Here is a 12,112-nt window from a genome sequence, read left to right as displayed (position 1 = left end):
GCTGACGCCATCGCCCGCCTGCCCGAGCTCGCCGACCTGCTCGAGCTCGAATCGGAGCCGGTCACCGCGCTGCTGCAGGTGGTCGCCTACCGTGAGCTGCTGCTGCGCCAGCGCATCAACGAAGCATCCAAGGCGGTCATGCTGGCCTACGCCGCCGGCGCCGACCTGGACCAGATCGGCGCCAACTACGGCATCCCGCGCCTGGTGCTCACGCCGGGTGATCCGGAGGCCATTCCGCCCGTTGACGACGTGATGGAGGCCGACACGGACTTCCGCACCCGCATTGTGGTAGCCGCTGTGTCTGCGCGCCGGCATCCGATACCGCAACCCCTACCAGCTGCGCCACACCTTCGCCAGTGCTCTGCTGACGGGCGATGGCACGCGCCCGGGCGCCAACCCCTGGTACGTCGCCCAGCAGCTCGGCCACGTCGACGTCACGATGGTCTTCCAGACCTACGGATAGTTCATCAGCACGGACTACCAGCGTCCACGCCTGCAGCTCGTGCAGGCGGCCTGACGCTGCGCCGCGGCCGCGCCGGGAGGCGCTGGCCGAACCCCAACCCGTACCTTGAGCACCGCATCCAGCACGCCCGGCAGGGGCGCTGCCGCCGATCGCCAATGCAGCAGCGGCCCGCCGGCGGTGCTCACCTCGGGCCATCTTCACGTGTGAATTGCACGTGTGAGTCACGTGTGAAACGGCAGGCCGCGGAGGCCTATTCGGTGCGTTTCACACCCGCTCCCGCCTGCGGTCTTTCGTAGGCGGGAGCGTTCTGAACTGGTGGAGCCGGGGGGAATTGAACCCCCGTCCGCAAGCCATCGCCAGGTAGATCTACATGTTTAGCTGACTGATTTGGTTCTCACGCGTCCGGTCGCGCAGCAGCACGCTACCGGACTCGCCAGCCACTTGATCTCGTTCCCTGGCCCGTGACCAACCGGGGAACCAGCCAATGTGAATGACCTCTCAGCTTCAGACCTTGCGGTCTTCGACCCGGCCCATTGGCCAACCGTTGAGAGGCTCACCGGTGTTAAGCGGCGAGGGCGAAACGTTCGTCGTTCGCAGTTACTTTGTTTCCAGTGGTTTTACGAGCGAACTGGTGCTCGACATGCACTATCCCGACTCCGTACCCACGTCGAAACCAGGTCGGCCCCAGGATGTTGCGTAGTTTAGGGCAGTTGGAGCCAGTTCAAGAGGGCCGAGGGACTTTCGACGATCGCATCGGCCCCCCAGGTGTCGACGTGGTCGCCCTGGCCCAGGTAGCCCCAGCCCGCAACGAGGGTGGCCATGCCGGCCGCCCGTCCAGCTTGCACGTCGCGCAGGTCATCGCCCACGTAGAGGCAGTCGGCGGGCGCGTGGCCGAGGCGACGGGCCGCCTCCCACAGCGGCTCGGGGTGCGGCTTCGAGTGCGGCGTGGTGTCGCCGCAGACCAGCGCGCCGGCGCGCGGCGCCAGGCCCAGGCCTTCGGCCACCGGGATCGCGAATCGCGCGGCCTTGTTGGTCACGATGCCCCAGGCGATGCCGGCGGCCTCCATCGAGGCCAGCAGCACCTGGATGCCGTCGAACAACCTCGTTCGCTCGAGCATGGCCTGCTCATAGCGAGCCAGGAAGGCATCTCGCAAGGGCTCGAAGCGTTCGTCGCCCGGCACGACGCCAAAGGCGATGCCGACCATGCCGCGGGCGCCTGCACCGACCATCGGCCGCAGGTGCTCGTAGGGCAAGGGCTCGAGCCCATGCTCGGCGCGCAGCGCATTGGCGGCGCCGGCCAGATCCGGCGCGCTGTCGATCAAGGTGCCGTCGAGATCGAACAGGATGGCGCGCGGCATGCGCGCCGCGCCGATCATGCCGGGCGCCGGCATGCCACGAGGTAGTTCACGTCGGTGCGCCCGGACAGCCAGTAGCGCTGCGTCAGCGGGTTGTATTCCATGCCCTTGAGCTGATCGACCTCCAGGCCGGCGTCGCGCGCATAGCGCGCGAGCTCGCTCGGGCGGATGAAGCGCGCGTATTCGTGCGTGCCCTTGGGCAGCAGGCCCAGCACGTGCTCGGCACCGACGATCGCAAACAGAAACGCCTTGGCGTTGCGGTTCAGCGTCGAGAAGAAGACCTGGCCGCCCGGCTTGACGAGCTGCGCGCAGGCCCGCACCACCGACGCCGGCTCGGGCACGTGCTCGAGCATTTCCATGCAGGTCACGACATCGAAGCTGGCCGGCTTCTCGGCAGCGAGTTGCTCGACGGCAACTTCGCGGTACATGAGGTTCTCGAGCCCCGCCTCGAGCGCATGCAGCTGCGCCACCTTCAGCGGCTTGGTCGACAGGTCGATGCCCAGGACCTTGGCGCCCCGCCTGGCCATGGACTCGGCGAGGATGCCGCCGCCGCAGCCGACATCGAGCACCTCGCGCCCCGGCAAGGTGGCCAGGCCGGCGATCCATTCGAGCCGCAGCGGGTTGATCTGATGCAGGGGCCGGAATTCGCCATCCGGGTCCCACCAGCGGTGGGCCAGTTCACCGAATTTGGCGAGTTCCTGCGGGTCGGCGTTGACGGTGGTTTCGCTCATGCCGCAATGGTAATCAGTGCCGGAAAACAAAAACCCCGCCGAGGCGGGGTTTTGGGCAGTATCGGTAAACCGATTACTGCTTGGCGCGGGTACCGACCACTTCGATTTCCACGCGACGGTTCTTCGCGCGGCCTTCGGCGGTCTTGTTGTCGGCCACGGGCTGCTTCTCGCCCTTGCCTTCGGTGTAGACGCGATTCTTCTCGATGCCCTTGGACACGATGTAGTCCTTCACCGCTTCCGAGCGCTTGATCGAGAGCTTCTGGTTGTAGGCATCGGAGCCAACGCTGTCGGTGTGGCCGACGGCGATGATGACTTCCAGGTTCACGCCCTTGGTCTTGCTGACCAGGTCATCCAGCTTGGCCTTGGCTTCTGGCTTCAGCACAGCCTTGTTGAAGTCGAAGAAGGCGTCAGCCGCGTAGGTAACCTTCTCGCTCACGGGAGCGGGCTTCGGCGCGGGCGGAGCCGGCGGCGCGGGCGGCGGCGGTGCGACGACGGGGGCCGGAGCAGGTGCCGGAGCCGGCGGCGGCGGCGGCTTCACCGCGCCATCGCAGTTCTCGGCGGCGGTGGCGGGCGTCCAGTTGGCATCGCGCCAGCAGAGTTCGTTCGTGCCGTTCTTCCACACCGTGCCGTCCGCAGCTCGCCAGTTGTCGACAGACTTCTGGGCAAACGCGCTCGACATCGGCGCAGCAAGCGCGGCCGATGCGAAGAGCATCGCCACCTTGTTCAGTTTCTTCATGATTCTCCTCTCAAGGAAAGCCGCAGTTGCCTGCGTTACGTCCAAATCGGAAGCGCAATTTCAGGGCAAACACACGCTCTTCACGAGTGATCACCACCGACAACTCATTGTGCCATAGGGTGTCGGATGGGCTGCATTTTGGGCCGGCCTGTTCGGTGCAGCGCGCCCCATGTTGCGGCGCCACCACAAGGCGGCGCCCGTAGAATCGACTTTTCCCCGATTCCCGGTGCACGCGCGATGTGCGCCGGGCCGCCAGAACGGCTCCGCTCGCCCCGCCTCCGATGACCTCATTTGCCAAGGAAACTCTGCCCATCAGCCTCGAAGAGGAGATGCGGCGCTCGTACCTCGACTACGCGATGAGCGTCATCGTCGGGCGCGCCCTGCCTGATGCGCGTGACGGCCTGAAGCCGGTGCACCGGCGCGTGCTGTTCGCGATGCACGAGTTGAACAACGACTGGAACCGGCCCTACAAGAAATCGGCCCGCATCGTCGGCGACGTGATCGGCAAATACCACCCGCACGGCGATACCGCGGTGTACGACACCATCGTCCGCATGGCGCAGGATTTCTCGCTGCGCCACATGCTGGTCGATGGCCAGGGCAACTTCGGCTCGGTCGACGGCGACAACGCGGCAGCGATGCGGTACACCGAAATCCGCCTGTCGAAGATCGCCCACGAAATGCTGGCCGACATCGACAAGGAAACCGTCGATTTCGGCCCGAACTACGACGGCTCCGAGAAAGAGCCGCTGGTGCTGCCGACGCGCCTGCCGAACCTGCTGGTCAACGGTGCCGCGGGCATTGCGGTGGGCATGGCGACGAACATTCCACCGCACAACCTGAACGAAGTCGTCGATGCGTGTTTGCACCTGTTGAAGGCGCCCGCGGCCACGATCGACGAACTGATGGAGATCATCCCGGCGCCGGATTTTCCGACCGCCGGGATCATCTACGGCCTGAACGGCGTGCGCGAGGGCTACCGCACCGGCCGCGGCAAGGTGGTGATGCGCGCAAAGGTGCACTTCGAGGACATCGACCGCGGCGCGCGCCAGGCGATCATCGTCGACGAGATCCCCTACCAGGTCAACAAGAAGACGCTGCTCGAGCGGATCGCCGAGCTGGTCCACGAGAAGAAGATCGAGGGCATCAGCCACATCCAGGACGAGTCCGACAAGTCGGGCATGCGCGTGGTGATCGAGCTCAAGCGCGGCGAAGTGCCCGAGGTGGTGCTGAACAACCTGTACAAGCAGACGCAGCTGCAGGACACCTTCGGCATCAACATGGTCGCGCTGATCGATGGCCAGCCCAAGCTGTGCAACATCAAGCAGCTGCTCGAGATCTTCCTCGAGCACCGGCGCGAGGTGGTCACGCGGCGCACGGTGTACGAGCTGCGCAAGGCGCGCGAGCGCGGCCACGTGCTGGAGGGCCTGGCGGTCGCGCTGGCCAACATCGACGAGTTCATCCGCATCATCAAGGAATCGCCGACGCCGCCGATGGCGAAGACGGCCCTGATGGCCCAGAGCTGGGATTCGTCGCTGGTGCGCGAGATGCTCGCGCGTGCCGAGGGCGACACCCCGGGCGGCCGCGAGGCCTACCGCCCCGAGGGCCTGCCGGCCCACTACGGCATGCAGCCGGACGGCCTCTACCGCCTGTCCGACGACCAGGCCGGCGAGATCCTGCAGATGCGCCTGCAGCGCCTGACCGGCCTCGAGCAGGACAAGATCATCGGCGAGTACAAGGAGGTGATGGCCGTCATCGCCGACTTGCTGGACATCCTGGCCAAGCCGCAGCGCGTGACCGCGATCATCAGCGAAGAGCTCACCGCCCTGCGCCAGGAGTTCGGCCAGACCAAGCTCGGCGCGCGCCGCTCGGTGGTCGAGCACAACGTGCAGGAGCTCGGCACCGAGGACCTGATCACCCCGACCGACATGGTCGTCACGCTCAGCCACACCGGCTACATCAAGAGCCAGCCGCTGGCCGAGTACCGCGCGCAGCGCCGCGGCGGCCGCGGCAAGCAGGCGGCGCAGACCAAGGAAGACGACTGGATCGACCAGCTCTTCATCGCCAACACGCACGACTGGATCCTGTGCTTCTCCAACCGCGGCCGCGTCTACTGGCTCAAGGTCTGGGAGGTGCCGCAAGGCGGCCGCGCCTCGCGCGGCAAGCCGATCGTCAACATGTTCCCGCTGCAGCCGGAAGAGAAGATCACCGTCGTGCTTCCGCTGACCGGCGAGTTCCGCAGTTTCCCGGCCGACCACTACGTGTTCATGTCGACCGCGCTGGGCACGGTCAAGAAGACCACGCTGGATGAATTCAGCAACCCCCGCAAGGCCGGCATCATCGCGGTCGACCTCGACGAAGGCGACTACCTGATCGGCGCCGCGCTGACCGACGGCCACCACGACGTGATGCTCTTCAGCGACGGCGGCAAGGCCGTTCGCTTCGACGAAGACGACGTCCGGCCCATGGGCCGCAATGCCCGCGGCGTGCGCGGCATGATGCTGGACGACGGCCAGCGCGTGATCGCAATGCTGGTCGCCGAAGACGAGACCCAGAGTGTTCTGACCGCGACCGAGAACGGCTACGGCAAGCGCACCTCGATCGTCGAGTACACCCGCCACGGCCGGGGCACCAAGGGCATGATCGCGATCCAGCAGAGCGAGCGCAACGGCAAGGTCGTGGCCGCGACCCTGGTGCGCCCGAACGACGAGATCATGCTGATCACCGACAAGGGCGTGCTGGTGCGCACCCGGGTCAGCGAGATCCGCGAACTCGGCCGCGCGACGCAGGGCGTGACCCTGATCGCGCTCGACGACGGCGCCACGCTGTCGGGGCTGCAGCGGATCGTCGAGAACGACGCCCAGGCCGAGGCCGACGGCGATACCGAAAACGGCACTCCCGCCGCTGACGAAGGAAACGCATGACATTCACCCGCCCCCTGTCCATCGCTGCCGTTGCCCTGTGCCTGGCGGCAGCATCGACGGGAACCCTGGCCCAGTCGAAGAAGGAACTGGTCGCGAAGATCGTCCAGCTGCGGCAGCCGGCCGTCGAGCGCCTGGCGCGCTCGATCGCGGCCCAGCCGGCCCAGAGCGCGATGTCCGCCGCCGGCCAGGCCATGCAGTTCGTGCCCGCCGACAAGCGCGAGGCGCTGGGCAAGCAGGTGGAGGCCGACGTGAAGGCCTTCTACGAAGAGACCGAGGCCAAGCTGCGCGACAGCGGCACGAAGAACGCCGCCGGCATCTGGGGCCCGATCCTGGAGGAGAAGTTCAGCGAGGACGAGCTGAAGCTGATCATCACCTGGCTCGAATCCTCGGCCGCGAAGAAGTACGAGCAATTCGAGCCCGACATGCAGGGGCAGCTCACGCGCAAGATGGTCGAAGACACCAAGCCCAGCGTCGAGCCCAAGCTGAAGGCGCTGGAGCAGTCGCTGAAGAACCGGTTCGCGGCCTTTGCGCCCCCGGCTGCCTCCGGCGTCAAGCCCACCGCCCCCGCCGCACCCGCCGCCTCGGCCGCCAAGCCGGCCGCCAAGAAGTAGCCTCAGCAGCCGCGGCCCCGCCGCTGGCGCCCCGCCCGCATGACCCATCGCCCCTACAACTTCTCCGCCGGCCCGGCGACCCTGCCCGAACCCGTGCTGCGCGAGGCCGCCGAAGAGATGCTCGACTGGCACGGCAGCGGCATGGGCGTGATGGAGATGAGCCACCGCGGCAAGGAGTTCATCAGCATCTACGAGGACGCCGAGGCCACGCTGCGCTCGCTGCTCGCGGTGCCGTCGAACTTCCGCATCCTGTTCATGCAGGGCGGCGGCCTGGGCGAGAACGCCATCGTGCCGATGAACCTGTCGCAGGGTGGTCAGGTCGACGTGGTGGTCAGCGGCTCGTGGAGCCAGAAGTCGCTGAAGGAAGCCCAGCGCTACGCCGATGCGCGCGCGGCTGCCAGCAACGAGCCCGACGGCCGGACCGACCTGCCGCCACCGTCGAGCTGGGCCTTGCGCGGAGGCGTGGCCTATGTGCACGTCTGCTCGAACGAGACGATCGACGGCCTGGAGATGCACACGCTGCCCGACCTGGCCGCGCTGGGCTGCGACGCGCCGCTGGTCGTCGATTGTTCGTCGCACATCCTGTCGCGCACCGTCGACTGGCGCCGCGTCGGCCTGGCCTTTGCCGGCGCTCAGAAGAACATCGGCCCCGCGGGCGTGACGCTGGTCTTCGTGCGTGACGACCTGCTCGGCCGCGCGTTGCCGATCTGCCCCTCGGCCTTCGATTATTCAATCGTCGCGGCCAACCAGTCGATGTACAACACGCCGCCCACCTACGGCATCTACATCGCCGGCCTGGTCTTCCAGTGGGTCAAGGCCCAGGGCGGCGTGGCCGAGATGGACCGCCGCGCGGCCGAGAAGGCCGCGCTGCTGTACGGCTACCTCGACGACTGCGGCGGCTTCTACCGCAACAAGGTCGCGAAGGACGCACGCTCGCGCATGAACGTGCCCTTCTTCCTCGCCGACGAATCCCTCAACGACGCCTTCCTGGCCGGCGCACGCGAAGCCGGTTTGTTGCAGCTCAAGGGCCACAAGTCCGTGGGCGGCATGCGGGCCTCCATCTACAACGCGATGCCGCTGGCCGGGGTGCAGGCCCTGGTCGGCTACATGCAGGACTTTGCCCGCCGCCATGGCTGAACACCCCACTGCGCCGCCGGCCTTGCCCGGCGCAGCCGATGCCCAACCCCAGTTGCTCGCCTTGCGCCAGCAGATCGACGCGCTCGACCGCGATCTGCTCGCGCTGCTGAACCGCCGTGCCGGCCTCGCCCTGGCGGTAGGTGAGCTGAAGAAGAAGGAAGGTTCGGTCGTCTTCCGCCCCGAGCGCGAAGCCCAGGTGATCGACGGCCTGAAGGCCATCAACCCCGGGCCTCTGGGCACCGACAGCGTGGCGCCGATCTGGCGCGAGATCATGTCGGCCTGCCGCGCGCTCGAAACGCCCACGCGCGTCGCCTACCTCGGCCCCGCCGGCACGTTCAGCGAGGAGGCCGCGCTGGGCTTCTTCGGCTCGTCGATCGTCCGCGTGCTGTGCGCCAGCATCGACGAGGTCTTCGCGATGACGTCCGCCGGTGCGGCCGATTTCGGCGTGGTGCCGGTCGAGAACTCGAACGAGGGCGTGGTGGCCCGCTCGCTCGACATCCTGCTGACGACGCCGCTGTTCATCATCGGCGAGACGAGCCTGTTCGTGCGGCAGAACCTGCTGCGCAAGGAGAACTCGCTCGACGGCATCGAGGTCGTCTGCGCGCACCCCCAGGCGCTGGCCCAGTGCCACGGCTGGCTGTCGAACCACCTGCCGCACGCCGAGCGGCGGCCTGCGTCGAGCAACGCCGAGGGCGCGCGCCAGGCCTCGCAGAACCCGAAGATGGCCGCGATCGCCAGCGTGCGTGCCGGCAGCGAATATGGGCTGCACGTGGTCGCCCCGGCGATCCAGGACGACCCGCACAATCGCACGCGCTTCGCGATCGTGACCGACCCGCACCGCCACCCGGTGCCCAAGGCATCGGGCCACGACTGCACCAGCCTGATCGTCTCGGTGACGAACCGGCCCGGCGCCGTGCACGACATGCTCGTGCCGCTGAAGAAGCACGGGGTCTCGATGACCCGCTTCGAATCGCGCCCGGCCCGTTCGGGGCAGTGGGAGTACTACTTCTACATCGACCTGCAGGGCCACCCCGACGAGCCGCACGTGAGCACCGCGCTGAAAGAGCTGCGCGACGCCTGCGCCTTCTTCAAGGTTCTCGGCACCTACCCGCTGGACGTCCACTGATGGCGGCGATGTTCAAGCAGTTGGGGCTGATCGGTTGCGGCCTGATGGGCGGCTCGTTCGCGCTGGCGATGAAGCAAGCCGGCCTGGTCGACCGCATCATCGGCTACTCGAAATCGCCCTCGACGACCGAACGCGCACGCCAGCTGGGTGTGATCGACCAGGCGGCCGAGTCGGCCCTGCTGGCCGTCTCGGGCTCCGACATCGTGCTGCTCGCGGTGCCGGTGGCCGCCACCGACATCACCTTCCGCGCCATCCGGCATCTGGTCAACCCGGACGTGCTGTTCATGGACGTGGGCAGCACCAAGCGCGACGTGGTGGACTCGGCGCGCCGCGTGCTGAAGGAGCGTGTCGGCGCCTTCGTGCCCGCGCACCCGATCACCGGCAAGGAGCTCGCCGGCGTGCAGAACGCCGATGCCGATCTGTACAAGGACCGTCAGGTCATCTTGACGCCGATCGCGCAGACCTCGCCCGTGCTGCTCGACAAGGCACGTGCCGTCTGGGCCGCGCTGAACTGCCACGTGCAGGAGATGACGCCCGAGGCGCACGACGCCGCCTTTGCCGCGGTGAGCCACCTGCCGCACCTGCTGGCCTTCGCCTACTTCACCGGCATCCTGCAGCAGAAGGAAAGCGAACAGTTCCTCGCGCTCGCCGGCCCGGGCTTTCGCGATTTCACCCGCATCGCGGCCAGCGACCCGGCCATCTGGCGCGACATCCTGATCGCCAACCGCGAAGAAGTGCTGAAGCAAAGCGAACGGTTCCGCGGCGCGCTGGGCGTGCTCGAGCAGGTGCTGCGCGACTGCCAGGGCGAAGCGCTCGAAGCGTTGATCACCGGGGTGTCGCACACCCGCAGCCACTGGCGCCTGGGTTCCGGCCGCCACGTCAAGAAATAGCCCGCCGCCGCGTGGCGCTGCCACGGCCCGTCATGTACAGCACTGCCTTTCTCGATCTTCCTCCCCTGGTGCGCGCCGCCGGCACGGTGCGCTTGCCCGGCTCCAAGAGCATCTCCAACCGCGTGCTGCTGCTGGCCGGCCTGGCCGAGGGCACGACGGCCGTCCACGACCTGCTCGATTCGGACGACACCCGCGTGATGTTGGACGCGCTGGCCGCGTTGGGCTGCGGTTTGCGGCGCGATGGTGCCGTGCTGCACGTCACCGGCCTGGGCGGGCGGCTGCACGCCCGCGAGGCCAAGCTCTTCCTCGGCAACGCCGGCACCGCGATGCGCCCGCTGACCGCCGCCCTGGCGGTGCTGGCCGCCACGCAGGGCGGCGCATTCGAGCTCTCCGGCGTGCCGCGCATGCACGAGCGGCCGATCGGCGACCTGGTCGACGCCCTGCGCGGCCTGGGCTGCCCGGTGGCCGATCTCGGCCGCGCGGGCTACCCGCCGCTGCGGGTGGGCGACGGGGCGGCGCATGCGCTGCGCACCGATGCACCGATCCGCGTGCGCGGCGACGTGTCGAGCCAGTTCCTCACCGCGCTGCTGCTCGCACTGCCGCTGATCGCCGGCGAGCGCGACGTCGCCATCGAGGTCGACGGCGAGCTGATCTCCAAGCCCTACATCGACATCACGTTGCGCCTGCTCGAGCGCTTCGGCATCTCCGTGCAGCGCGAAGGCTACGCACGTTTCGTGATCCCGCGCGGCGCCCAGTACCGCTCGCCGGGCAGCATCCACGTCGAGGGCGACGCCTCCTCCGCGTCGTACTTCGTCGCGCTCGGCGCGATCGCCGGCGTCGACGTGCCGGTGCGCATCGAGGGCGTCGGGCTGGATTCGATCCAGGGCGACATCCGCTTCGTCGATGCCGCCCGGGCCATGGGCGCGGTGGTCGACGGCGGCCCCGGCTGGCTGGAAGTGCGCCGTGGCGCCTGGCCACTGAAGGCGCTGACGCTGGACTGCAACCACATCCCCGACGCGGCGATGACGCTGGCGATGATGGCGCTGTACGCCGACGGCCCCAGCCGCCTGACCGGCATCGCCAGCTGGCGCGTCAAGGAGACCGACCGCATCGACGCGATGGCCGCCGAGCTGCGCAAGCTGGGCGCGACCGTCGTCGACGGGCCCGACTTCATCGAAGTGACGCCGCCGCGCCGCTGGCAGGCCGCGGCGCTGCACACCTACGACGATCACCGCATGGCCATGTGCGGCTCGCTGGCGGCCTTCAACCCGCTGTCGGCAGGCGCCGGCGCGGGCTTGCCGGTGCGCATCCTCGATCCGCGCTGCGTCGCGAAGACCTTCCCGGACTACTTCGAGGCCCTGTTCGATCTCGTCACCCCGGCGCCGGACGGTGTCCCCGTGCTGACGGTCGACGGCCCCACCGCCTCCGGCAAGGGCACGCTGGCCGCCGAACTGGCCGCGCGGCTGGGCTACCACCTGCTCGATTCCGGCGCGCTGTACCGCGCCACGGCGCTCGCCGCCCAGGATGCCGGGATCTCGCTGGAGGACGAACCGGCGCTCGCCGCCCTGGCCGGCCGGCTCGAGCTGTGCTTCACCGGCCACCAGGTGTTCCTGGCCGGGCGCGACATCACCGACCCGCTGCGGCTGGAATCCACCGGCGGCATGGCCTCGCGGGTGTCCATCCACCCGGCCGTGCGCCAGGCGCTGCACGGGCTGCAGCTGAGTTTCCGGCGCGTGCCCGGCCTGGTGGCCGACGGGCGCGACATGGGCACCGTGGTCTTTCCCGGCGCCGAGCTCAAGGTCTTCCTCACCGCCAGCGCCGACGCGCGCGCCCAGCGGCGCCATAAGCAGTTGATTTCCAAGGGAAATCCAGCTAATATCGGCGACCTTCGCGCAGACCTCATGGCGCGTGACGAGCGGGACAAGAACCGCGCCGTCGCCCCCTTGAAGCCGGCCGAAGACGCGATGCTGCTGGACAACTCCAGCCTCTCGGTTGAGTCTTCAGTCGAGCAGGTGATGGGTTGGTGGCAACAACGCCGGCCGTTCTGAAAGGAGCGGCCACCGCCGCCTGGGGTGCAAGCCCGTGCGGTGTCTGGGCCCACCGCCCTTCCCTCCAGACCAGCACCGGTCGATCGAGGGC

General features: G+C 68.3%; 10 protein-coding genes, 1 other RNA gene and 1 pseudogene. 7 read left to right on the top strand and 5 right to left on the bottom strand.

The genetic code is table 11. The annotated features are described in order from the left end of the window. Window positions 1-315 (bottom strand): hypothetical protein (locus VJ693_RS25695; RefSeq protein WP_349255086.1); only part of this gene is annotated, 315 nt, incomplete at its 3' end. Here VJ693_RS25695 and VJ693_RS02170 point away from each other — a divergent pair. Then, window positions 293-463, top strand: a pseudogene (locus tag VJ693_RS02170) (integrase); the annotation flags it as partial. The gene VJ693_RS25695 and the pseudogene VJ693_RS02170 sit on opposite strands and share 23 nt — an antisense overlap. A gap of 313 nt (window positions 464-776) precedes the next feature. Here VJ693_RS02170 and ssrA read toward each other — a convergent pair. The 4 genes from ssrA to ompA form a co-directional block, all read right to left on the bottom strand. Further along, window positions 777-1,149: a transfer-messenger RNA gene (gene ssrA / locus VJ693_RS02165) on the bottom strand. A gap of 15 nt (window positions 1,150-1,164) precedes the next feature. After that, the gene (gph, locus tag VJ693_RS02160) at window positions 1,165-1,854 is read right to left on the bottom strand and encodes a phosphoglycolate phosphatase (protein WP_324151820.1); all 690 of its coding nucleotides are present in this window, start codon (window positions 1,852-1,854) and stop codon (window positions 1,165-1,167) included. Continuing rightward, entirely contained in the window at window positions 1,836-2,549 is a 714-nt protein-coding gene (gene ubiG, locus VJ693_RS02155) for a bifunctional 2-polyprenyl-6-hydroxyphenol methylase/3-demethylubiquinol 3-O-methyltransferase UbiG (RefSeq protein ID WP_324151819.1), read from the bottom strand. The genes gph and ubiG overlap by 19 nt, the downstream gene beginning before the upstream one ends. A gap of 73 nt (window positions 2,550-2,622) precedes the next feature. Continuing rightward, window positions 2,623-3,285, bottom strand: coding sequence for an outer membrane protein OmpA (ompA, locus tag VJ693_RS02150; RefSeq protein ID WP_324151818.1), 663 nt, complete (start codon window positions 3,283-3,285; stop codon window positions 2,623-2,625). A 281-nt stretch (window positions 3,286-3,566) separates the two neighbouring features. Between ompA and gyrA the strand changes: the two genes are divergently transcribed. From gyrA to VJ693_RS02120, 6 genes are read left to right on the top strand one after another with little or no spacing between them, the layout of a single operon-like run. After that, window positions 3,567-6,209, top strand: a complete 2,643-nt coding sequence (gene gyrA, locus VJ693_RS02145; RefSeq protein ID WP_324151817.1) for a DNA gyrase subunit A — start codon at window positions 3,567-3,569, stop codon at window positions 6,207-6,209. Continuing rightward, the gene (locus VJ693_RS02140) at window positions 6,206-6,820 is read left to right on the top strand and encodes a hypothetical protein (RefSeq protein WP_324151816.1); all 615 of its coding nucleotides are present in this window, start codon (window positions 6,206-6,208) and stop codon (window positions 6,818-6,820) included. Before gyrA ends, VJ693_RS02140 begins: the two co-directional genes overlap by 4 nt. Before the next feature lie 39 nt (window positions 6,821-6,859). Continuing rightward, complete coding sequence (gene serC / locus VJ693_RS02135) at window positions 6,860-7,957, top strand: 3-phosphoserine/phosphohydroxythreonine transaminase (protein ID WP_324151815.1); 1,098 nt, start codon at window positions 6,860-6,862, stop codon at window positions 7,955-7,957. Then, a complete protein-coding gene (gene pheA / locus VJ693_RS02130) occupies window positions 7,950-9,083 on the top strand; it encodes a prephenate dehydratase (protein ID WP_324151814.1) in 1,134 nt (377 codons plus the stop codon). The genes serC and pheA overlap by 8 nt, the downstream gene beginning before the upstream one ends. 8 nt (window positions 9,084-9,091) lie before the next feature. After that, entirely contained in the window at window positions 9,092-9,973 is an 882-nt protein-coding gene (locus tag VJ693_RS02125) for a prephenate dehydrogenase (RefSeq protein ID WP_324151823.1), read from the top strand. A gap of 32 nt (window positions 9,974-10,005) precedes the next feature. Continuing rightward, window positions 10,006-12,021: a bifunctional 3-phosphoshikimate 1-carboxyvinyltransferase/cytidylate kinase gene (locus VJ693_RS02120; protein ID WP_324151813.1), complete on the top strand. Its 2,016-nt coding sequence runs from the start codon at window positions 10,006-10,008 to the stop codon at window positions 12,019-12,021. The last annotated feature ends 91 nt before the right edge of the window (window positions 12,022-12,112 follow it).

The organism is Ideonella sp. (genome assembly GCF_035254525.1).
In the GTDB taxonomy this organism is placed as follows: domain Bacteria; phylum Pseudomonadota; class Gammaproteobacteria; order Burkholderiales; family Burkholderiaceae_C; genus Ideonella.
The sequence above is the reverse complement of the archived record's forward strand: the minus strand, read 5'-3'. Positions and strand labels throughout refer to the sequence as shown.